This is a genomic window from Streptomyces griseochromogenes (genome assembly GCF_001542625.1).
GTDB lineage: Bacteria > Actinomycetota > Actinomycetes > Streptomycetales > Streptomycetaceae > Streptomyces > Streptomyces griseochromogenes.
The window spans coordinates 4,418,128-4,440,497 of record NZ_CP016279.1 but is presented as its reverse complement, the minus strand read 5'-3'; the positions used below and the strand labels follow the sequence as shown (position 1 = coordinate 4,440,497).

Annotated in this window: 17 protein-coding genes and 4 pseudogenes; 12 read left to right on the top strand and 9 right to left on the bottom strand. The window is 68.4% G+C overall.

Features of this window, described 5'->3' with window-relative positions:
* Nucleotides 1–140 precede the first annotated feature (140 nt).
* A complete protein-coding gene (locus AVL59_RS18855) occupies nt 141–1,331 on the bottom strand; it encodes an MFS transporter (RefSeq protein WP_208870399.1) in 1,191 nt (396 codons plus the stop codon).
* A gap of 100 nt (nt 1,332–1,431) precedes the next feature.
* On the opposite strand from AVL59_RS18855, the gene AVL59_RS18850 reads away from it, so the two are divergent.
* Nucleotides 1,432–2,517, top strand: coding sequence for a helix-turn-helix domain-containing protein (locus AVL59_RS18850; protein WP_067305761.1), 1,086 nt, complete (start codon nt 1,432–1,434; stop codon nt 2,515–2,517).
* A gap of 159 nt (nt 2,518–2,676) precedes the next feature.
* Here the strand turns inward: AVL59_RS18850 and AVL59_RS18845 are convergent, their stop codons facing one another.
* From AVL59_RS18845 to AVL59_RS18835, 3 genes are all read right to left on the bottom strand, one after another.
* Complete coding sequence (locus AVL59_RS18845; protein ID WP_067305759.1) at nt 2,677–4,668, bottom strand: hypothetical protein; 1,992 nt, start codon at nt 4,666–4,668, stop codon at nt 2,677–2,679.
* Nucleotides 4,665–5,576 carry a leucine-rich repeat domain-containing protein gene (locus tag AVL59_RS18840; protein ID WP_079146784.1) on the bottom strand — a complete coding sequence of 304 codons (912 nt, stop codon included), beginning with the start codon at nt 5,574–5,576 and terminating at the stop codon, nt 4,665–4,667. Before AVL59_RS18840 ends, AVL59_RS18845 begins: the two co-directional genes overlap by 4 nt.
* Nucleotides 5,577–5,753: 177 nt before the next feature.
* The gene (locus AVL59_RS18835; RefSeq protein WP_067305754.1) at nt 5,754–6,281 is read right to left on the bottom strand and encodes an RICIN domain-containing protein; all 528 of its coding nucleotides are present in this window, start codon (nt 6,279–6,281) and stop codon (nt 5,754–5,756) included.
* 342 nt (nt 6,282–6,623) lie between these two features.
* On the opposite strand from AVL59_RS18835, the gene AVL59_RS18830 reads away from it, so the two are divergent.
* Together AVL59_RS18830 and AVL59_RS18825 are read left to right on the top strand one after the other, a co-directional pair.
* Nucleotides 6,624–8,099, top strand: coding sequence for a hypothetical protein (locus AVL59_RS18830; protein ID WP_067305751.1), 1,476 nt, complete (start codon nt 6,624–6,626; stop codon nt 8,097–8,099).
* A gap of 449 nt (nt 8,100–8,548) precedes the next feature.
* Nucleotides 8,549–9,130 (top strand): hypothetical protein, encoded by a 582-nt coding sequence (locus AVL59_RS18825; RefSeq protein ID WP_067317458.1) that lies wholly within the window; start codon nt 8,549–8,551, stop codon nt 9,128–9,130.
* Nucleotides 9,131–9,254: 124 nt separating this feature from the next.
* Here AVL59_RS18825 and AVL59_RS18820 read toward each other — a convergent pair whose 3' ends face one another.
* A complete protein-coding gene (locus AVL59_RS18820; protein ID WP_257785124.1) occupies nt 9,255–9,503 on the bottom strand; it encodes an NAD(P)-binding domain-containing protein in 249 nt (82 codons plus the stop codon).
* Nucleotides 9,504–9,967: 464 nt separating this feature from the next.
* Between AVL59_RS18820 and AVL59_RS18815 the strand changes: the two genes are divergently transcribed.
* From AVL59_RS18815 to AVL59_RS18805, 3 genes are read left to right on the top strand one after another with little or no spacing between them, the layout of a single operon-like run.
* Nucleotides 9,968–10,795, top strand: coding sequence for an FAD binding domain-containing protein (locus tag AVL59_RS18815; RefSeq protein WP_067305748.1), 828 nt, complete (start codon nt 9,968–9,970; stop codon nt 10,793–10,795).
* Entirely contained in the window at nt 10,792–13,509 is a 2,718-nt protein-coding gene (locus AVL59_RS18810) for a molybdopterin-dependent oxidoreductase (RefSeq protein ID WP_067305745.1), read from the top strand. Before AVL59_RS18815 ends, AVL59_RS18810 begins: the two co-directional genes overlap by 4 nt.
* A 5-nt stretch (nt 13,510–13,514) precedes the next feature.
* On the top strand, nt 13,515–14,477 hold the full coding sequence (locus AVL59_RS18805) for an antibiotic biosynthesis monooxygenase (protein WP_067305743.1): 963 nt from the start codon (nt 13,515–13,517) through the stop codon (nt 14,475–14,477).
* A gap of 143 nt (nt 14,478–14,620) precedes the next feature.
* On the opposite strand, the gene AVL59_RS18800 is transcribed toward AVL59_RS18805, so the two are convergent.
* A complete protein-coding gene (locus AVL59_RS18800; protein ID WP_237281884.1) occupies nt 14,621–15,694 on the bottom strand; it encodes a sugar ABC transporter substrate-binding protein in 1,074 nt (357 codons plus the stop codon).
* A 508-nt stretch (nt 15,695–16,202) separates the two neighbouring features.
* On the opposite strand from AVL59_RS18800, the gene AVL59_RS18795 reads away from it, so the two are divergent.
* Nucleotides 16,203–16,532 (top strand): hypothetical protein, encoded by a 330-nt coding sequence (locus AVL59_RS18795; protein WP_237281546.1) that lies wholly within the window; start codon nt 16,203–16,205, stop codon nt 16,530–16,532.
* Between the two features lie 404 nt (nt 16,533–16,936).
* Here the strand turns inward: AVL59_RS18795 and AVL59_RS18790 are convergent, their stop codons facing one another.
* Nucleotides 16,937–18,559, bottom strand: a complete 1,623-nt coding sequence (locus AVL59_RS18790) for an FAD-dependent monooxygenase (protein WP_237281545.1) — start codon at nt 18,557–18,559, stop codon at nt 16,937–16,939.
* A gap of 56 nt (nt 18,560–18,615) precedes the next feature.
* Between AVL59_RS18790 and AVL59_RS18785 the strand changes: the two genes are divergently transcribed.
* Complete coding sequence (locus AVL59_RS18785; RefSeq protein ID WP_067305734.1) at nt 18,616–19,338, top strand: TetR/AcrR family transcriptional regulator; 723 nt, start codon at nt 18,616–18,618, stop codon at nt 19,336–19,338.
* Between the two features lie 69 nt (nt 19,339–19,407).
* Here AVL59_RS18785 and AVL59_RS18780 read toward each other — a convergent pair whose 3' ends face one another.
* A complete protein-coding gene (locus AVL59_RS18780; RefSeq protein ID WP_237281544.1) occupies nt 19,408–19,962 on the bottom strand; it encodes a TetR/AcrR family transcriptional regulator in 555 nt (184 codons plus the stop codon).
* Between the two features lie 47 nt (nt 19,963–20,009).
* On the opposite strand from AVL59_RS18780, the pseudogene AVL59_RS48335 reads away from it, so the two are divergent.
* The 4 genes and pseudogenes from AVL59_RS48335 to AVL59_RS56030 form a co-directional block, all read left to right on the top strand.
* Nucleotides 20,010–20,323 (top strand): annotated as a pseudogene (locus AVL59_RS48335) (SDR family oxidoreductase); the annotation flags it as partial.
* 39 nt (nt 20,324–20,362) lie between these two features.
* Nucleotides 20,363–20,605: pseudogene (locus tag AVL59_RS48330) on the top strand (IS701 family transposase); the annotation flags it as partial.
* Between the two features lie 301 nt (nt 20,606–20,906).
* Nucleotides 20,907–21,242 (top strand): annotated as a pseudogene (locus AVL59_RS56035) (SDR family oxidoreductase); the annotation flags it as partial.
* Nucleotides 21,243–21,343: 101 nt separating this feature from the next.
* A complete protein-coding gene (locus tag AVL59_RS56030) occupies nt 21,344–21,778 on the top strand; it encodes a Rossmann-fold NAD(P)-binding domain-containing protein (protein WP_308281819.1) in 435 nt (144 codons plus the stop codon).
* Nucleotides 21,779–21,783: 5 nt separating this feature from the next.
* On the opposite strand, the pseudogene AVL59_RS18765 reads toward AVL59_RS56030, so the two are convergent.
* A pseudogene (locus AVL59_RS18765) lies at nt 21,784–22,248 on the bottom strand (IS5 family transposase); the annotation flags it as partial.
* Between the last annotated feature and the right edge of the window lie 122 nt (nt 22,249–22,370).

Sequence of the window (22,370 nt, the reverse complement as noted above, 5' to 3'; positions counted from 1 at the left end):
GGACTCGATGCCTTCGCGGGCGATGCGGTGGCGGATGCCGCGCTCGCTGAGCCGGCGGCGTAGGTCGTCGTAGTCGAAGCCGTTGTCCGCGTGCTGTGTGGCAACCGCTCTTCGGCTGAGCCTGACAGGCCGGATCAAGTTCAGTGGGCGACGACGGAGGCGGAGAGGAGCGTCGCCGCCGCCAGACCGCCCCAGAGGGCAGCCGGGCCGTGGGCCGCGAGCGTGGTGATGGCCGCCGGGGAGACGGCGAGACCGAACCCCGTGGAGAGCTGGAAGCGGGCGAGGGCCCGTCCCAGGACGTGTGCCGGGGCGAGATGTGTCACGAGTGCGGTGGCGCTGCCCGCATAGACGATTTCGCCGAGGGTGCAGACAACGGACACCACGGCGACGGCCGGGGCACCCCAGCCGTGCCCCAACGAGGCGGCCACGAGGAAGCCCAGGTAGGACGCGCTGAGCACCACGCCGGCGAGGACAAGCGCGGTCCGCTGGGAGAACCGGGACATCATGACAGTGACCGGAACCTGGAGGATGACCACCAACACCGTGTTGGCCACGAAGATGACAGCCGACCACACCGGGGACGCGTGCAACTGTGTGACCAGAACCAGCGGAAGCGCGATTTCGGGGACGTTGAGGCAGAAGACGTAGACCACGTTGGCGATCAGCAGCGTGCGCATCCGGGGTGCGGGCTCATGGCCCGTGCCTCTGACCTCGGTCGAGTCGGCGGCCGCAGGCGCGTGCACACGGACCGACCGCACCAGGGCCGCCGCGACAAGGTAGGTGAGCCCGGTGACGGCGGCCAGCGCCCGCAGCGCGGTGGTGCCGCCCGCCAGGCAGGCGGTGGCGACGAGTGCGCCGACGCCCATGCCGGCGTTGCGCAGGGCACGGCTCGCCGCGAGAGCGGCGTCGCGTTCCCGGCCGTGGGCGACCGTGGCCACGAGGGCGGCGTGGGCGGCAGGCCATGCCTGGTTGCCGATGCCGAGGAAGAGCGCCGCCGCCACGAACAGCGAGACGTGCCCCGCCGGGGCTGCCAGCAGCAGGGCCACCCCCAGTACCCGCACCAGCATCGACGCCGCCACGACCGTGCTCCGAGCGCCCCGGTCCAGCCATCGGCCCACCGCGGGCATGCACACCAGACCCGCGACGATGCCGACTGTCATGGCCGTGCCGGTGACGGGTGCGGACAGACTGAGCACCGTCACTCCGTAAAGCAGCAGAAAGGGCCGCAGCAGACCGGTGCCGAGCGCGTCCACGGCCAGGGCGACGGCATAGCGAGGGCCTCCGGAGGCGCCGACGAGGGTACGGGGCTGGATCCTGGTGGTGGTTGCCATGGCGCCCACGCTGCGTGCGGCCACCGCGCGGGGCACGTGGGTTGACGGATACCGTCAACCGACGCCGTCGTCGACCGGTCCTGCCAGGGATGATGAGCGGATGACGCTACGCATCGACATCAGCGGCCCGCCCTCCGAACGGCTGCGGTTCGCGGCCTCGCCACTGGCCGAACTGACCGCGATGCTGCACGTGCTGGCCGAACCCGGGCATCATCCTCAGCTCGCCGACTGGGCCGGGGACGTCTGGGCCGGACTGCGGCCGGAGCTGGCCGAGCGGTTGCGGGAGGCGGAGTTCCTCTGGCGTTCCTCACAAGCCGACTTCCTGATCCCCGCCCGGCCTCGGCCGACCCTCGCCGAGGAGTTGGACGACGTGGACCGGATCGACGACGAAAGGTACGTGACCGCCGCGCTCGTCACCACGTGCGGCAGCAGCCGGGTCCATTTCGCCGCGCGGTCGCCGCTCGCCGACTCCACCGCGCGCGAGCGGGCCCTGGACCTGGCCCAGGCCCGCGGCGCGCGGCAAGAGGCCTTCGCGGAACGGCTGCTCGCGGACCCGGCCGCTGTGCGGGCGCGGCTGCGCCACACCCTCGAACAGTGCGCCGAGGCCTTCTTCGACGCCGCCTGGACGGATGTCACCGTGCGACTGGCCACCGACCTGCGCCTGAAGAACGACCTGTTGAAGCGCCAGGGCATCGGGCCGGCACTCGCATCGGTTTCCGGCGCGGTCACCCTGGCACCGGACGGCGACTGCATCATCGTGGACAAGCTGCAGGACAAGGCGACCACCGCCCACGGCACCGGGGTCACTTTCGTCCCCAGTGTCTTCGGCCGCCCGCACCTGGTGGCGGTCCACACGCCCGGGTGGCAGCCGGTGGTGCAGTACCCCGTGGCCGAGACGAGTCCATCGGAACCGGTCTCGCTGGAAACGGTCACGCTACGGCTGGAGGCACTGGCACATCCGGTACGGCTACGGCTGCTGCGCACCCTCGCCCGGGGCCCGCACACCACCCGTGAGCTGGCGCACGCCTGGGAACTGTCACCCCCGGAGGTTTCCCGCCACCTCGCTGTCCTGCGCCGCGCGGGCCTGCTCACGGCCCGGCGGCACGGTCGTTACGTCCGTTACACCCTCCATCTGACCGACCTGACGGCACTGGGCGCCGACCTGCTGGCGGCCGTACTGCGCTGAGCAACTACCGCCCTGGTCCACAAGTCCGACGCTCGTGCGGAGCGAGGAGGGCATCCCTTGGCTGGTCGATACGCCGCGTGATACCGAGAAGCGGGCGCTCTCCATGTGGTGTCGCGGCTGCGGTGGTACTCAGGGATCGCCCTCCGCCTCGTGGAACTCTCATTCCTCGTCGTATTCTTCGTACTCCTCTGCGATGTCCGCGAGGTGGCCGCGGAGTTCGTCGTCCAGGGCGCCTTCCTCGGCCCACCAGTGGGCGGCCTTGGCCCTCCCGCACGGCTCCTCGGTCAGGGAAGGGGCGACCGCGCTCATCCAGGGGTAGGCCACGGCCGCTTCGACGCGTGTGTCCCAGTCGTCGGGGTCGAAGTCCAGTTCGTCGATGTCGCGGATCCTGGGGACGGGCACTGGCAGCTGCTGGTGCTTCACCATCCAGGTGTTGCGGAAGAAATCGAACTGCAGGTGGTAGCAGTCGTCCGTCTCGGAGAAGACGATCGGTGGGACAAGAAAGTGAGCCGCATCGACCGTGGCGGCCACGTCGATGTAATTCGGGGGCGCGCCACCGGAGTTCCAGCAGGCCGCGAAGTTCACCGGGGTGAGTGACCGCTTGCCGAGAACGTGGATCTGGTTGCCGCGGACCATGAACTTCTCCGGGTCGAGGACCACGTCCTGGCCGAGCATGAGGATGGGCGCCGGCATGATGTGCGCCTTGACGAAGGTCTGCGCCGCCTCGTGGAGTTCGATGATCTCGTCGAAGCGCGTGGCGTCGAACTCGCCCCAGTCGTGGAACGGGCAGCAGGCGTTGTTCGTCTCTTCCGACTCGGGGAAGAGCAGGGTTTTGTCGAAGGCCGCGACGGCCTCCTCCGCTGCGCGCTTGCTGCCCTCGCCTCGCTGACGGGCGAGGAAGCCGGGGATCCAGTCCATTCCCTGGGCCTCGATGACCGACGACTCGCATGCGTCGCGGAATGCTCTCTCGCCGAGTTTGCAGTTGAAGTAGTCGAGCAGGGTGATCGCGGCGCACTCGGTGAGCGAGAGCCCCTGGTTCTTGGCGAACCAGAAGTCGTAGCCGTTCGCGACGAAGTCCACGCCACGGAACCGCTTGTGGACGAACGGCTCGCTCGTGAGATCACCGGCGGGCAGGCCTTTCCAGTGCGCGGCGGCGACCTGGTTGTAGTAGGTGTCGGCGTGACGGGCGAGTTCCGGGGCGAAGACACTTTCGCCCGTCAGGTAGCAGGCCTTGCTGAACAGCGCGCCGATCCCCGGGTCGTGTGCGACCTCGCACTCGGCCTGGTGGAAGATCAGTTCCGTGCGCAGGAAGACCTTGCGGCCGTCACGGTATGGCGCACCCTCATGCTCGTACCGCTGGTCGAAGATGACGCAGGTGAAGGCCTCGATGTCGGTGACCGTGGTACCCCCGGTCAGGTCGAGTGTGGAGTCGCCCGAGCCGCCGGTGACGTAGAGCAGCACCGTGAACCGGGAGACGTGTCCGCGGGCGGCGTCGTAGTAAGGGGTGTCCCGGTGCTGGTGGAAGTTGGCATCTCCGGGCTCGAAGCGGTTGCAGCGGAACACCGGGTTGACGTGTGAGAAGCCGTCGAGCAGCGCTTCGGGCAGTGCCTCGGACAGCGCCTTGGTGAGCGCATCGGCCAGCAACGCCGAGTGGAAGATGAAGCGTTCGCCACCGCGGGAGCCGGAGTTGAGCGGCGGGACGTAGAGGTTCAGCTCGTCCAGTCCCTCGATGCGGGCGCGGGCGACGTCGGGCAGGCGCAGCTGTGCCGCGTAGGCGTCCTGTGCGAGTTCCACGGGCTCGGCGAGCGTGAGGTCCAAGGAGACGTTCGCGAAGAGCCGGTCCAGAGGCACGATGTTCTCGAAGGTACGAAACGACAACTCGCGTGGGTCCACGAACACGGCAGCCAGGTGCGGCGCGTCCTCGCTGGGCCGGGCGAACAGCGCGCGCGCTGCCTCGTCGATGTGCTCCGCGTCGACGAATCGCACCGCCTTGAAACGGGCCGTCGGGTGCCAGGACACCGCCAGCCCGTCGATCGCGGCCGCTGCCTCGGTGTCGGTCTCGTCGACCTCGGCGCGGAAGCGGGCGACCTCGTCCTCGGGGGCCGAGCCGGTCGACAGGGCGAAGAAGCGGTCACGAAGGTCGATGCTCATACGCTCCTCCAAATGCTGCGCAGGGTGGTCGGGAGCTGAGGGGCGGACGCCAGCTTCTTCGCACCGGCGTCGGAGACGTCGTGGCGGTAGAGCAGGAGGCGCTTGAGGGAACCGGTGAACGGCGCCTCGATCAGAGCCTGTGCGCCGTCCGCGCCGATCCGGTTGTATCGCAGGTCGAGCTCCTCAAGCCGCCCGAAGCGGGCCAGCGCCCGCACACCGTCGCCGGTGAGCCGGTTGTACTGGAGGTGCAGACGCCGGACGTCGCTGAAGTTCCCGGAGGTGGCCAGGGCTGCCGCGCCGTCGCTGCCGATGGCGCAGTAGCGCAGGTCGAGCGTCTCGATCCGCCCGGCCGAGGCCGCGGCGGCAAGGCTCTTGGCACCGGGATCGGCGATACGGAAGTACGAGAGGTCCAGCTCGCGGATCCCTCCGAAGTCAACGTCCGCGAGAGCACCGGCTTCATGGGGTGGCGGCGGGAGCGGCATGTCGTTCTCGTCGTAGTCGGGCTCGTCGCTCCAATACTCGGCGTCCGCCTCCTCCGCAGCGGTGCCCGGCCGGATGCGCAGCGCGGTCACGAAACGGCTCCGCAGGGCCTCGGCTATGCGTGCGGGCGCCTGCTGTGACCAGTCGACGGCCACCTTGGTGGCAAAGCCGTACCGGCGCGCAACGGCCTTCACGCCTTCCGGCAGTTCGGCGTCCCAGCTCTCCTGATGCCGCTGCGTCAGCTGGTCGATCTCGCGCTGCAGTGCCTCGCGTTCGTCATGCCGCACCTCGCGCGCGAGGTGCAGTTCCAGCTCGACCAATCTGCCCCGGGGGTCGTTCCACTCCTGCAGCACGTCGATGTAGGCACGCCAGGCGGCGAGGTCGTCCGGATCCTCGCGCAGTACTTGTTCCAACGGCGTTGTTCCCATGCCAAGCACTCTAGGGACGGCCACTGACAATCGACCGGGCCGCTCTCAGCGAAGGCGTGGCGTCCACGACCTGTCGGTAGTCCTGGCGTCCATCCGCATGGTCTGAGCAGGCCTTGTCCGAAGCGCCAGTGCCGGACACGTCGGCAACGGCGCAACCGGCACTGGCAAGCTGATGTGTCAGCCGACGAACGTGAACCGCTGGTAGGACAGTGCGTTGTACCCGAAGGCACGCAGGCCGAAGTCGGTGCTGTCGTCGATGACGCGGCCGGTGTTCTGGTTCTTCAACGTCTTCGTGCCGTCGGACTGATAGACGATCGTCCACCGCTGGAACGACTGGTAGTTGCAGCTGAAGGCACGCAGGCCGTAAGCAGTGCTGTCGTCGATGCAGCGGCCGGTGTTCTGGTTCTGGATGACCCAGGTGCCGTCGGACTGGTTGTACCAGTTGAAGTTCTGGTAGTTGAGCCCGTTACAGGTGAACGCGCGCAGACCGTAGTCCCAGGAGTCGTCCACGCAGCGACCTGTGTTCTGGTTCTTGAGCGCGTAGTAGTAGGTCTGCCCGTTGGCGATGGCCGGACCCTTGGGTGTGGGCGTGGGTGTGACGGCGTGCGCGGCCGTGGTGCCGGCCAGCAGCATCGCCGCGGTGGCGAACACGACTGCCGCCGGTCTCGCGATGCGGGTGGTGAGGGCAGTTGTGCGGAGGTTCATGATGGTCCTCCCCTTGGTGGCGGCCCGCTCTTGGTCGAGGGGCGGGCACGAGTGTGCGGCTGTGTGCCGTGGTACCGGTTGTCACCCGGCCGGCGTGCCTCGCACACGCTATGGGTCGGACATGAACACTTCAATCCGATGTGCGACGCACTATCCGGTATGGCCGGTTCCATATGGTCTGACCGCTACAGATGAATGCCGACGCCTTCCCGTCCTGGCCGTCCACCATGGTCCGTCCCCCGCGATATGCGATGGACGGTCGAGCGGCCCTTGCTGTTACATCAACCTGCCGTTGGCAGCCACCAGGCGGCCGGCAGAGCCAGTCGTGGGGGGTGGGACCGTTTGCGTGAAGCGCTGCTGGGACTGGCCGAGAACCCGGCCCTGCCCGCCGGACTGTTCGCCCGGCTCGTGGCGAGCGGCGACGAGGAGGTCCTGTTCACACTGGCCGATCGTGAGCGGCTGACGCCCCCGCAGATCAGACTCCTGCTCACCGTCGGCAACCCGTCGCTCACCTGTCCGCTGGTCCGGGGCGGGCTGGTTCCGTGGCCCGAGATTCCCCCGGACCATCCCGGACGTCTACTCGACGCGGTTCTCGGTGGGGTGGCACCGGTCGCCGCCTGGCGAAAGGCCGCCACCGATGCAGACCCCGAGGTACGGCAGGAGGTCGCCTACGCCCTCGACGCACCCGCCGACGTCATCGCCTCCCTCGCCCATGACCCGGACCCGGCGGTGGTCGCCGGCGCCGCCGGGAGCCCACACCTTCCGCCCGAGCTGCTCCCCCACCTCGCCCGGCACCCCAGCACCGTCGTCCGGCAGGCCGTCGCCGGCAACGAGAACGCGCCGCCCTCGCTGCTCGCCGCCCTCCTCGCCGACGGCGGGTGGCCGGCCCCGACCCGCTGCGGTGCATGCCACCGCCGCGAGACGGAGTGCGCGGACCACACACCCGGCATCCGGCGCGTCCGGCTGGCGGCCGCCGGCCATCCGGCCGTGCCGCCCGAAGGGCTCGCTGATTTCCTGGACGCCCCCGAGATCTGGACGGTCACGACGTTCGCCGCCCGCACCGACCTGCCGGCCGACTTCCTGAACCGTCTCGCCGCACACCCCTCCTGCGACGTCCGCGCTGTGATCGCCGCGAATCCCGCCGTCCCCGAAGCGCTGCTGCGCACACTCGCCGCCGACCCCGCTCCTGAGGTCCGCCGGGCCACAGCGGAGAACCCGGCCGTCCCGCTCGGCCTGCTCACCACTCTCGCCGCTCGCGAACGACTGCCCGGCGAACCGGCACCCCGCGTCGAGTCCGCCACCGAGCTTGAGCTCCGCACGCTGGCCACGAGTCGGGTGGCGCAGGCCAGAGCGCTCGCCGCCGACCGGACACGGCTGCCCGGCCATCTCGCCGAACAGCTCGCCACCGACCCTGACATCGCAGTGGCCCAGCGGATCGCCGCCCGCCCGGAACTGGCTCCGGAACGGCTCACCGAACTGGTCGAACGGCACGGGCCGCCCGTCTTCGCCGCGGTCGCCCGCCACCCCGGCTGTCCCGCCGCCCTGCTGCACCGCATGGCGGCGAACCCGGCCGGCACCAGCCGCGCCCTGCGAGAGATCGCGCGCCACCCGGCGGCACGGTCCGAGACACTGTTGCTCTGCCTGGCCGCCCGGGATTCCGACACACGGCGCCGCGCGGCCGCTCATCCCGCTCTGGCCCTCCCGGTCCTGGAAACCCTGATCGACGCCGCCGACAGCTCCCTCGCCCGTGCCGCCGCGAACAACCCGGCACTGCCCGAGACAGTGATGGAACGGGTCATCACGCGAGCCCTGAGGTGAAGCCGGCCCGGCAAACCGTTGGCCCTCCGGGATGCTTGTCCTTCGACACCAACGTCTCCAGCACCGCCCACCGCGCGTCCGTCCGCTCTCTTCGACGAGCTGGAGCGCCGCGGCATCGAACCGTGGGAGAACGAGATCCCCGCCGAGTTCCGGGACGACAGCTGGCCCGCCTCTCTCCGTCGGCAGTAACGAACCAGCAGTCCGTCGAGCCACATCTGAAACCCGCCCTGGCCCCGCCTCCGCGATGTCGTCGTCGCGCTCGTCCTCGGGAGCCTGGTCGTGGTCGGCCCGCTGCTCGGTGTCCTGTGCTCGGCCCGGTCAAAATGATGAGCGAGACCCCGCTTCACGGCTACCGGCGGCGGCCTGAGGAATCCGAGAGTTCCGCAGAGGCGTACCGGGGTGTGTCTGCCGTGGGGCGAGGTCTGCCGACTTCACACAAGGGGGGCTTCATGGACGCCAGTTGGACGGGTTTGTTGATCGCCATGGTAGGCGTAGCGGGAACGCTGGGAGCCGCGCTGCTGACACAGACCCGCGCGGACCGCACCAAGCGCATGGAGCTTGAGGCCGCCGCGGAACAACGACGCGAGGAACGCGGTCATGCAGAGGAGTTGCTCAGGGCGGAGCAAGCCAGACAATGGCAGCGCGAGAGCCTTGAACGGCGGCGCACCTGCTACATCACACTGAACACTGCCTCACGCCAGTACCTGACGGCGATGACCAACTACCTCTACGCGCTTCAACGCAGCGAGGACATTGCCACGTCCTTGGAGAATCTGGAGGCGGGCAGGCAGGCTTATCGGGACAGCTACGCGGAATCCCAGATGATCGTTCCGGAGACGGTGTTGCGCGCCTCCAGTACGGCGAAGACGCGTCTGAACGCCGCGTACGGCAAGCTCAGGAAGTATGAAGCGGCGCCCTCCACATACGCGGAGGAACTGGCCACCCTGGAGGATGAATTCCACAAGGAGGTCTGGCCTTACCTGGCAGCACTCAAGCGGTCCATGCGCGCCGATCTGGGGGTCGACGACTAGGGTGTTTCCTTTCCGATCGCTGGACGGCATGCCGTGCGCGTGAGGGGCAACGGTGTGCCTTGCGGTGTCGGCACCGGCACCCAGGAGGCTTGGCAAGGGATTCGAGCTGAAGATCCCTGCCGAATCAGGGCGTCCGGCCCCGCCAGGGGTCGGCCGCAGCGAACTGATTCGTAGTGTCGACGACGATCTTCCCGGACCAGTCGGCGAGGTCTGTCAGTTCCGGCACGGCGAAGAACGGCACCGAGAGAAACACGAGCTCCGGTTTCGCCGCTCCCTCGGCCGTTGCCGCGCGGGCCATCGACCCCGACCTGCCCATGACGGCTTCGAGGGTTTCCGAGCCCCGGCTATTGCCGATGACCACCTCATGGTGTATCCGACCCAGCGTATTTAGTTTGCCTTATTCACTTTGCGTCTATTGGCAGTAACCAAATCGGGATGGGCAGTTCCCATTACGGGGAGGCGCTGTCCGGTCACGGGGGCCGCTGCCGGGACACGGCCGGGGTACACATCCTGTCACCTGCGGCGCAGCGCCACACCACGCGCGGTTCCCGCAGGCGCCCTGGGGGCATGTCGGTGGCATCGAGGCCAGCCCCTTCCAGGTGACTGCGATGTCGTCCGCATGATCGCCGATCCGCAGACCGGAGCACAGATCCCGAGCCGCCTGTGTGGTGACTGCCCTCCGTTCTCGCCTGCTCGGGCCGCCACCGGCGTGCTGCGATACGCTGAGAAAAACGTTCAGAATTCGACGAATACGCCGGAATCTCAAGCCGAATGTCCGTGGGCGGAAGATGAACTCGACCAGTACCACGGGCGAGTCGTCTCCGTAGGTCGGTTCCCATGGACCTGAACACCATCACCGAAGTCGTCCGGCGACCGTCCGACCGGCCAGGCACGGACTGGCACGAGGGCGATGCCTGGCTCGCAGGCGGAACATGGCTCTATTCCACGGAGCAGCCGCACCTGCGCCGACTGATCGATCTGACGGCGCTTCGCTGGGCGCCCCTCGTCCCGGGCGAAGCGGGCCTCGAGATCAGCGCCACCTGCACCATACGCGAGCTGTATGCCTTCGCCCCGCCGCACGACTGGACGGCTGGAATTCTTCTCCCTAAGAGCTGCGAGGCATTCCTGTCCTCGTTCAAGGTGTGGAATGCCGCGACGGTCGGGGGCAATATCTGTATGTCCTTGCCCGCAGGCCCGATGATCACGCTGACGGTCGCCCTCGAGGCGCAGTACGAGCTGTGGGCTTCCGACGGCTCGGTACGGATGGTCGACGCCCTCGACTTCGTGACGGGCGACCACGAGAACATCCTCGCTCCCGGGGAGATCCTGCGGCGCGTCGTCATTCCGGCGCACGCCCTGCGGAAACGCACCGCGCATCGCCGCTTCACGCTGACCCGGCTCGGCCGTTCGACGGTGTTCCTCATCGGCACCCAACGGCCCGGAGCGAACGACCTGTTGCTCACCATCACCGCCGGCACCGTACGGCCGATACGCATCGCCTTCGACTCTCTGCCCGATGCCCGGACCCTGCGGCAGAGCATCGAAGCCTTGCCGGCCGACGTCTGGTTCGCCGATCCCAACGGGACCCCCGACCACCGCCTCCACCTCACGCGGTACTTCGCCGAAGAGATTCGCCGCGACCTCACGGCTGGGGACCTGGCATGACCTACACGGTGAATGGCCACAAGTTCGACCGGGAACCGGCCCCCGGGCAGTGCCTGCGCACCTTCCTGCGCGAACTCGGCCACTTCGGTGTCAAGAAGGGGTGCGACGCCGGCGACTGCGGCGCCTGCACGGTGTGGCTGGACGGCGAACCCGTACACAGCTGCATCACCCCCGCGTTCCGCGCGGACGGCGGTGAGGTGACCACCATCGAGGGCCTCGGACGGCCCGGCGCCCCGCATCCCATGCAGCGGCAGTTCGAGGACGCCCCGGGCTTCCAGTGCGGCTTCTGCACCGCGGGGATGATCATGACGTCGGCGACCTTCACCGAGGAGCAGAAGGCGGATCTGCCACGGGCGTTGAAGGGCAACCTCTGCCGCTGCACCGGCTACCGGGCCATCGAGGACGCCGTGAAGGGCGTCCGCGCGGTGGAGACGGCCGCGCCGGGAAAGGCTGTGGGGACGAGCGTCGGCGCGCCCGCGGGACACGATGTGGTGACCGGTCGCGCCGAGTTCACCATGGACACGCACATCGACGGCCTGCTGCACCTCAAGGTGCTGCACTCACCGTATGCACACGCCCGGATCGTCTCGGTCGACAAGAGCGCCGCACTCGCGGTGCCCGGCGTGCACCGGGTCTACACCTGGCAGGACGTACCCCGCAAACGGTTCACCACGGCGATCCACACCGACCACCTGGTCGATCCGGACGACACCTTCATCCTCGACGACACGGTCCGCTTCGCCGGCCAGCGCGTCGCCGCGGTCCTGGCCGACACGGTCGGGGCGGCGGAGGCGGGCTGCCGGCGCCTGGTCGTCGAGTACGAGGAGCTGGCGGCGGTGTTCGACCCCGAGGAGGCGATGGCCGAGGGCGCACCCCAACTGCACGGCTCGGACGATCCGTTCATCCGCGATCCCGTCCACAACGTCCTGCTCGAACTCCACTCGCACATCGGCGACGTAGAGGCGGGATTCACCGCGGCCGACGTGATCCACGAGGGCACGTACTTCTCGCCGCGGGTGCAGCACGCGCACCTGGAGACCCATGGCTCGATCGCCTGGATGGAAGACGGCCGGCTCAACGTCCGCACCAGTTCGCAGTCGCCGTCGATCGCCAAGGTCAAACTGGAGTACCTGTTCGCACTGCGCCCGGACCAGGTGCGGGTGTTCTGCACACGCGTCGGCGGCGGATTCGGCGGCAAACAGGAGGTGATCGCGGAGGATCTGGTCGCCCTCGCCACCCTGGACACAGGGCGGCCCACCTGTCTCGAGTACACCCGCGAGGAGGAGTTCACCACGGCCTCGCCACGGCACCCGATGACGTTGACGGTCAAGCTCGGCGCGAAGGCGGACGGAACGCTCACGGCCGTGCAGGTGCGCAACGTCTCCAACACGGGCGCCTACGGCAACCACGGCGGCGAAACGGTGTACGCGGGCGGTGCCGCCGTCATGCTCTACCGCTGCCCCAACAAGAAGTACGACGCCTACTCCATTTACACGAACACCGTGCCGAGCGGCGCCCTGCGTGGCTACGGAATGACCCAGCCTGCGTTCGCGGTCGAGTCGGCGATGGACGAACTCGCCCGCGCCCTGCACCTCGACCCCCTCGAACTGCGCCGGCGCAACATCGTGCGGCCGGGTGAGCCACTGGTCGCCCTGCACGAGGGCCCCGACGACGTCCTCTTCACCGAGGACGGCCTCGCGAAGTGCATCGACCGGGTGGGAGACGCCCTGGCTCGTACGGCCGGCCAGCCGCCTCCGGGGCCCGAGTGGCTCATCGGAACCGGCGTGGCGAGTTCCCTGCACGAGACCGCACCCCCGACCGAGCACCTCTCCGAGGCCTGGGTCACGCTGGGTGACGACCTCATCTACGAACTGGCCGTCGGGACGGCCGAGTTCGGTGAGGGCACCTCCACGGCCCATGTTCAGATCGCGGCCGACCAGCTGGGCACGACACCCTCGCGGATCCGGCTGGTGCAGTCCGACACCGACCGCACGGGATTCGACTCCGGCGCGTTCGCGAGCGCGGGCCTCTTCGTGGCCGGTAACGCCGTCCTGCGCGCAGCCAACGCCGTACGCGACCGCATCCTGGAGTTCGCCGCCGCCCACACCGGCGTCCATCTCGTGATGTGCTCGATGGACGACGACGGTGTCGTCTGCGGGGACCGGCGGGTGTCGCTGGCCGAGCTGGTCGCACTGGCCCGGGCGCGAGGCATCCGGTTCATGGCCGCCCGCAAGGCGTACGGCTCGCCCCGGAGCGTCACCTCCAACACACAGGGGTTCCGGATCGCCGTCCACCGGATGACCGGTGAGATACGGATCCTGTACAGCGTGCAGGCGGCGGACGCCGGGGTGGTCATCAACCCGGCGCAGGTCCGGGGCCAGGTGGAGGGCGGAGTCGCCCAGGGGATCGGCTTCGCGCTCACCGAGAACCATCATGTCGACGACAACGGCGTCATGGTCAACCCGAACCTCCGCAACTACCGCATCCCCGCCTACGCCGACGTCCCCCGCACCGAGGTCCTCCTGGTGGACTCGTCGGACTCGGTGGGTCCCATGCGGGCGAAGGGGATGGCGGAGTGCTGCATCAACCCGGTGGCCCCCGCGCTGGCGAACGCGCTGCATGACGCCACGGGCGTCCGCTACCGCGCGCTGCCGCTGACTCCGGAACGCATTTACGGCCGACTCCCTTCGGAGCAGTCGGTGTCGACAGGCTGAGCACCATGAACAGCGCAAAGAACGTAGCCTCCGCGGCGACGGCGATCATCGGCCAGAAGGTCCTGCCCGGGATGGAGCGGGAGTACGAGCAGTGGCAGGAGGACCTCAACACCGCGGCCGCCTACTACCCCGGTTTCCTCGGCGCCGAGATCTCCCGGCCGACACCCCTGCAGCCCGACTGGGTCGTCGTATACCGGTTCGACTCGGTGGCGCATCTGCAGGCATGGATCAACAGCGCGACCAGACAGACGTATCTCGATGTCGGCGCCAAGTACTTCGACGGTCCGGCGACGCAGCAGGTGGTCAGCAGCGGCACACGGTCGCTGGATCCGCTGGTGACCGTGGTGGTCACCCACCGTGTCCCCCCGAACCACGTCGACGACTTCCTCGACTGGCAGCACCACATGGCCGAGGAGGAGCGCAAGTTCGAGGGGTTTCGCGGCACCGAGCTGTTCCGCCCCATCGAGGGACTGCAGGAGGAATGGACCACCCTGTACCGCTACGACAGCGCCGAACATCTCGACGCCTGGCTGACGTCGCCGCAGCGGCAGGAGGTCCTGGCCCAGGGCGAGAAGTTCAACGACTTCAGACTGCGCACGATCGACAACTCGTTCGGCAGCTGGTTCGCCTTCGAGGGCAACGGCAAGCAGGCACCGCCACCGCCCTCCGAGACCAAGACCTCCCTCGCCGTCTGGGTCGGTCTGTACCCGACCGTCGTCCTGCTGACGCTCGCGTTGCTCCCCCTGCACATGCCGCTCTGGATCGGCCTGCTCGTGGGCAACCTGCTGTCGAGTTTCATCATGAGCTTCCTCACGATGCCCTACTACGTGAACCCGCTTCTCGGACGCTGGCTGCGCCCGCCCCCGGACGAACCGGCGGCCAGATCCAACGCCCGCGGCCTGGGCATCGTGGCGATGGCGATGGTCTTCTGGGCGGCCGTCTTCTACCTCGTCACAGTCCGTTTCTGAACACTCCCCCGAGTCGTCGCGCCACACCGAAGGCCGGTACGGCGCGGCGCCGTACCGCTGCAGGCAGGTCAGACCTCCACGGAGGTCAGGGACCTTGATTGCCCGGAGGAGGCCATGCGTCGACGCGCGGCGGAGGAGCGGTGCTACTTCAGCCCGACGGCAGCGCAGTCCGCCTCGTACTTGGGGGTGCAGATGTCCTTCACCGAGTAGACGCCATCCGCGATCACCGTGGCCTTGATGTTGTCCTTCGTGAGGACGACCACCGGCACGAGCATCGCGGGGATCTTCTTCGTCGTCGGGCTGTCGACGGTGTCGCGGGTCAGCGCGTCGAACGAGATGTCACGGCCCTGGACCTTGTCCACCGCCATCTTCGCGGCGTTGGTGGCCTCGTCCAGGAACGACTTGTACACGGTCATGTACTGCTCGCCCGAGACGATCCGCTGCACCGCGTCCAGATTCGCGTCCTGCCCGGTCACCGGCGGGACCTTGGTGGCGCCGGCCTCCTTCAGCGCGTCGATGACGGCGCCGGCCATGCCGTCGTTGGCCGAGTAGACGGCGGCGATGTTGTTGAGGCCGATGGCCTGGATCGCCTTCTTCATCTTCGCTTTGGCGAGTACCGGCGACCATTTGTCGGTGTCGTACTGCTTGGCGATCTGGACCTTGTCCTTGAGCTCGCCGAGAGCGCCCTCCTTGAACTTCGCCGTGTTCGGGTCCGCGGGGTCGCCGTTCATCATCACGATCTTGCTGCTGGACGCCTTCGAGCCGAGCGCCTCGATGATGGCGCGGCCCTGCACCTCGCCGACGAGCTCATTGTCGTGGGAGACGTACGCGTCGATCGGGCCCTGCGCGAGCCTGTCGTACGCGATGACCGGTATGCCCGCGTCCTTGGCCTTCTGTACGTCCGGAGCGATGGCCTTGGCGTCCAGCGCGTCCACCAGAATGACGTCGACCTTCTTGTCCACTATCTGCCGGAACTGCCGACTCTGGGTGGCCGGGCTCGCCTCGGCGTTGGCGTAGACGACCTTGCCCTTGCCGTGCGTGAGGGAGGCGACCTCCTTCTTGATGATGGGGTAGTCGAACTTCTCGAAGCGAGCCGTGTCCTTGTCGGGCAGGAGCAGCCCCACCGTGATGTCGTCGCCCTTCTTCGGGGATGCGGAATCGCCGCTCCCGCCAAGGTTGTCGACGGCGCCGCACGCGGTGAGCGTGAGAGCCGACATGGAGGTGGCCAGGGCCAGCGCGATTTGACGCGCGGGGGGCCTGGAGGTGGTAAGAGCGCTCACGTCAGGTGCCTTCCGTAATGAGGGAGCATCATGACAACCCATGTGGCGGAAACAAAACGCGGAACAACGAGAAACGTCAAGATGTAAGGACAACAAGACGGCTAAGACATGTCGTTCGCATCGCCCTCGATGACGTGACCGGACGTCAGTTCGCGCAGACCAGAACGATGCCACTGGAGCCACCGAGATCCAAACTCGGGGCGACGCCGCGCAGACCGTTCCCGACCCCGCACCTCGCCACCCGGGGAAAAGGTCGCACAGCGCACCTGGCCAGGCAGTCGGCTCCGTCCTGTCCGAGGGAGACAGGTCGGGGAATCGTTCATGTCGCGATGACCAACGAAATGCCCGCCGCATGCCCTGTGCCGTTGAAGGTTAATCGTTGTCGCCGAAGGCTGATGATCAGTAGGTTCGTTCCGTCATGAGGATGCGTATTCTGAGGTTCGGTTTGTACACGGACGAGCAGGGACTGGCATGGGTCAGGGAACTCGTCGACCGCACGGCAGGGTTCCGGAGCGCCCGGATCGTCAAGGCGGACGTTGCGCGTACCTATCCTGACAGCGACCTGACGACTGCCGAAATGTACGATTTTCTGGCGGAACAGTGGGCCTTCGAGCATCCTGGCCAAAGCAGCGGTGAGCGGGAAGCGGTTGAGCTGCGCGTCCACCTGGCGTGTTCCCTGCGGGCCTGGCGAGCGATCCGCAAGGAAGTGATCAAGACTTTGTGCCCGGAAGGAATGGCGCCCCACACCTGCCGGGTTCCATGGTTCGCTGCCTGAGCCGATGCACGGTTCTCGGCGTTCCAGGCATCGCGATGCCCTTATGAGGGCATGTGACCCCGCGCGTGACGCGGCCTCATGGCCACTGGACGCGCGGTCTCATATCCCGGACCCGCCCCGTCCGCCGACTGCGCCAGGCCCGTTTGTGGCAGCCGGACGAGCAAGTACGTTGCCCATCCGGGCCGTTCGACCCGACCGTCCAGTACCTTCCACATTCTGGACAGTCGGATGTCACGCCCGCTTTCCCCGTGTCGGTCAAAAACGGCGGTGCGCGCTGCACCGGCGACCGGAAGGATGACCACATGGCGATCCATGGGGAGTTGGAGTATCGGAACGGAATTCATCAGAGGTAGCCACTGACTGTGCGCGGCGGGGGCAGTCCGGGTCTCGCAGCGGACAGGGGTTCAGCTCACCGGCTCGTGCTCGGGTGAGGACGACGGCGCGCCGGCCCATCGGTGCAGGGCGGCTTCGAGGCCGGTGACGGCGGCGATGACGGTGGCGTCGGAGGCCCAGGCGACCACCCCGTCCGGGCGCACCAACACCCCGGTCGGCGTTGCATGGTCGTCGGTCACGCTGCCCACTCGCCCGGCCCAGGCCGCGGCGAGACGGGCGAACGCGCCGTCCGCCGTGCGGTCGAGCAGCAGGAACCCGCCGCCGTGACCGTGGTCGACCAGACGGGAGCCGTCCGTCAGCCACAGGTCGGGGACGAACCGGCCGACCAGCGGATGGTCACCGGGCAGGTCGATGCGCTGCGTGACGCCGGAGATCTTCTTGACCGCGTACGTCGCGCCCTCCCGAGTGCTCAGCAGGTCGGAGACGACCTCCCGGAGCGCGGCCGACTTGACGTCCCCGCGCATCACCCCGGTCTGCGCCCGCGTCCAGTCCAGCACCCGGGCGCCAAGGGGACGCCGCTCGGCGTCGTACGTGTCGAGCAGCCCTTCGGGCGCCCACCCGGCGACCACGGCACCGAGCTTCCAGCCGAGGTTCGTCGCGTCGCCGATCCCGAGATTGAGCCCCTGACCGCTGAACGGCGAGTGCACGTGCGCCGCGTCGCCGGCCAGAAGCACCCGGCCCGACCGGTAGGTCGCGGCCTGGCGGGCGTTGTCGGTCCAGCGGGTCGCGGCGCCGCGCAGCGCGGTCAGTGTGACGTCGGTGCCCGAGACCCGGCGCAGAGTGGTCTGCAACTCCTCGAGGGTGACCGGCGCCATGGGGGTCCCCCCGCGCGAGCGAAGCCGAGCGTGGGCGGAAGCGCCGTCGGCCTCCACGGTGACGACCCGCCCGGGCTGTGGCCCGTAGCGGTACGCCCCCCGGGCCGACCACACCCATCCGTTCACGAGCTTCTCCGGGTCGGCGATGTCGACGATCCCCAGGAGTCCGGCCAGTTCGGGGTCGGTGCCGGGGAAATCGAAGCCCGCGAGGCGGCGCACAGTGCTGCGCCCACCGTCGCACCCGACCAGCCATCCGGTGCGCACCGTGCCGGCAGTGGTGCCGACGAGCACGCCGTCGCCGGTGTCTTCGAGCGCGGTGACCTCCACCTCGCGACGCACCGGTATGCCGAGTCGCGCGACATGGTCGGCCAACAGCTTCTCCAGCTCCCACTGCGGCACCATCCTCGCTCCGGCGACCGCGGTGTGCGCGGCGAGGTCGGGATCGGACCAGTCCACGAGGTCGGCGTCGAGGATCATCCCCGCGAAATGCCCGGTGAAGCGCGGCTCGCGCGCTCGCCGGCCGCCACCGGGCTGCTGGTCGTCGACCTTGCGAGCGAACGGCCCCACCCGCTCGAGCGTCTCTCGCTGCACCTTTTCGGCGGCGGACAGCAGCCCGCGGCGGTCAAGCGCCTCGGCCGCCGGCACATTGATCGCCCCCGCCTTGACCGCCTCGTCCGGCTCGGCCCGTCGTTCGAGTATCTGCACCGTCGCCCCGGCGAGCGCCAGCTCCGCGGCGAGCACGAGGCCCACCGGCCCGGCTCCGACCACGGTCACGTCCACGTTCTGGTTCACATCCATCACGTCCTTACTCACGTCCATTGACACGAACAGTGTTCTATATACGAACGGCGTTCGCGTCAAGCTATGATGGTTGCGTGAACCCGAGAGAGCGACGCGCGGCGCGTCACCAGCCGCCGAACCCCGAGGCCGAAGCCGACCCCAGGCCGCGGCGCCGCAAGGCCCCGATCACCGTGCAGCAGGTCGTCGACACCGCGCTGGGCGTCGTCGCTACAGAGGGCTACGAGGCACTGACCATGCGCCGACTGGCCGGCGCGCTCGACACGGGACCCGCCTCGCTCTACGCCCACGTGGTCAACAAGGCCGACCTCGACGAGCTGCTCATCGGGCGGCTGTGCGCCGAGCTCGTACTGCCCGAGCCCGACCCCGCGGCCTGGCGGGAGCAGATCCGCGGCGTGTGCGCCCAGATACGTGACCAGTACCTGAAATACCCCGGAATCTCCCGTGCCGCACTGGCCATGGCCCCCAGCGACCTGGAGACCGTGCGTGTCACCGAAGGAATGCTGGCGATCCTCCTCGCCGGCGGCGTCGCCCCGCAGGCCGCCGCCTGGGCCATCGACGCCGTCCTGCTGTACGTGGCCGCCTACTGCCTCGAGGTGTCGATCGCGCGCCAGCGATCAGCGCAAGATGACGCCGCTTGGGTCCTCGACCGCGACGAACTGCGACGCCGATTCACCGCCCTGCCTGCCGAGACCTTCCCCCACACCACCCGCCACGCCGCCGAGCTCACCGCCGGCGAGGGCCACGACCGGTTCGACTTCACGCTCGCCCTGATGATCGACGGCCTGGCACACCGGTAGTCCGACGTCATGATGTGCGACGTCGGTGTCAGGGGTGGACCGCAGCGACGTTCGCGGTCGAACCACACATCAGTGTTGTGCCGCAGGCCATGCGGTGAGTGCCAGTTCGGCGGTTTCGGTCAGTTCGGCCGCCGTGGCTCCGTCGCGGGGGCGCTGCGACATGCCCTGGATGACTCCGGCGAAGTACGCGGCCGGCGAGCGGGGGTTGGCCGCAGGGGGTAGCTCGCCCGTCTGATGCGCCCTGTGCAGGCGGGCTTCGAAGGTGGCCAGGTTCTCGTTGCGCAGGGTGCGCAGAGACACCTCGATCTCGGCGTCTTGTGGGGTGACGTTGGTGGCTGCGCTGATCGTCAGGCAGCCGGCCGGATGGGAGGGGTCGGGATAGATGGCCGCTGCCTCCCGCAGGATGCGGGCGAACGCGCCGTAGGCCGTGGGCTCCTCCAGGGCGACGCCCATGAATGCGCCGACGGGTGAGCGGCCGTAGCTGCGCACGACTTCTTGGAACAGGGACTTCTTGTCGCCGAAGGCCGCATACAAGCTGCCGGGCCTGATGCCCATCGCCGCCGTCAGCTCACCGATGGACGTGGCCTCGTAGCCGCGTTCCCAGAACAGCCGGGTGGCCGCCATCAGCGCCGCGGTGCGGTCGAACGCCCGTGGCCGCCCTCGCTTGGCACCAGAGCTTCGACGAGGTCTTCGCCGTGAACGTGCGCGCGCCATTATTCATCGTGCAGGAGGGACTGAAACGGCTGCGCGACGGGGGACAGATCATCAACATCTCCAGCGGTGCGGCCCGTCTCGCCGTGATCGACACGGACGTCAACGCCGGCCGGCTACGCGGGAAGCCGAAGCCCATGCGGCCTCCCTGGCTGCGCTGGGCCGGGTCGGGCAGCCGGAAGACGCGGCCGACATCGTGGCCTTCCTCGCCTCGGACGATGCGCGCTGGGTGACCGGACGGGTGATCGACGCGACGGGTGGTTCCGGGCTGTGAGCCTTCTCCCTCGGGCGGGAGCACCCGGCGGTGACCTCCCTGCCGAGGGGGCCGGCTGGCGGGGAGGCATTCGAAGCCTTGACGGGCCGGACAGCGGGCGGGTCTGCCCGGGTCGAACCCCGGCGTCACGCTGCACGGTTGGTGCTCGGGCTGCTGTCCGACCTGCCGCGCCAGAACTGCTGGACCATCGCGGAGTGGGCTGCGGAGGCGACGCCGGACAGGATCCGGCACCTGCTGTGCCGTGCCGAATGGGGCGCGGACCAGGTCCGCGACGAGGTCCGCGGCGGCAACACCACTCTGCGGACCGCACTGGAAGAACGGGGCATCGGCTATGTGCTCGCGGTGGCCCGCACTCACGAAGTGGCCACCGCTGCACGGAAGTTCCGCGCGAACGCACTTACTGACGGTTTCAAAATGCGTTCGACGGGAGACTAGAGCCGCTTCCGCGCTGCCTGCCATCCTCGCCGCTTGGGCCGACAGTCTGTCGTTGGACAACTGCGTTCGTCGGTCGACTCAACGTGGGACGGGGTTGTCCTCTCGTGGTGAGGCGTTCCCCTGAGCAGTGACGATCAGAAGGAGCATCATGGCGATCTTGGTGACCGGAGCCACCGGTAATGTCGGTCGGAACGTGGTCCGGCAACTCTTTGAGGCCGGCGCGGAGGTGCGGGCTCTGACCCGCAGCCCACACACGGCGGGGTTCCCGGAAGTCGTGCGCGTGGTTGCGGGGGATCTCATGCAACCGGAATCACTCGCCGAAGCGTTGAAGGGCGTCGACCGGATGTATCTCTTCCCAGTCGCCGAAACGGCATGGGAAGTGGCTGCTTTGGCACGGCAGGCTGGCGTGCGACGCATTGTGGTGCTGTCATCAGGGGCTGTCACGACGGGCTTCGACAGCGACTTCCACTTGCCGGTCGAGCAGGCCGTAGAGGCGTCGGGGCTGGAGTGGACTCACGTGCGCCCCGGCGAGTTCGCGATGAACAAGCTGGCCCTGTGGGGCTCGTCCATCCGTGTCGAAGGCGTGTGCGCGACCCCAACCCCGACGCGGCCTGGTGCCCGGTGCACGAGCAGGACATCGCCGATGTCGCGGCCCTGGCTCTGCTGGAGGACGGACACTGCGGACGGGCGTACACCCTCAACGGCCCCGAAATGTTGTCGCATCGGCGACAGGTTGAACTCATCGCCGAGGCCATCGGGCGGCCGATCCGTTTTGAAGTCGTGAGCCGGGACGAGGCACGGGAAAACTACCGTAAGCAGGGAGGCTTCGCGGCGGCGAACGCGGATTTCCTGCTCGGTTTCAAGGACTATTCAGGCGGCGAGACAGACCTACAGGCACTCAAGGAATTCGATCCGACGGCGACGGGCCCGGTGTCCACAGCCGAGGAGGCCACCGGGGTCCCGGCTCGCACCTTCGCCCAGTGGGCACACGACCATGCCCGGGAATTTCTCCCCGGTTGAGGTTTTCATTCGGCGAACCGGAGCTTTCGAAGGCAGATGATGCTCCACGCCAGGGTCAACAACCCACGATGGATGTCGGCGCGTCGTTCGTAGCGGACACGGAGCCGTTTGAACTGGTGCAGCCAGGCGAAGACACGCTCGACCACCCAACGCACCTTGCCGAGCCCCGAACCATGAGGGACGCCGCGTCGGGCGATCACCGGCTTGATGCCGCGTTTCCATAGCAGGCGCCGGTACTTGTCGAAGTCGTAGCCCCGGTCGGCGTAGAGGCGCCGAGGTTTGCGGCGGGGGCGACCACGTCGGCCCCGGATCGGTGGGATGGCGTCGAGCGGCGGCAGGAGCTGAGTGACATCGTGGCGGTTGCCGCCGGTGAGCGTGACGGCAAGCGGAGTTCCGTAGCGGTCGACTACCATATGATGCTTCGAGCCCAGACGGGCGCGGTCGACCGGGGAAGGCCCGACGCAATCCCCCCTAATCCAGTGCGTAAGCAGATGGCCCGGGCTCATGCAACGGCCCGGGCAACTGCTATGACAGGACAGCGAATGCCTGGATCCCCCCTGGCCGTCAAGGCCTCCTCAAAGAGCGGCATCGC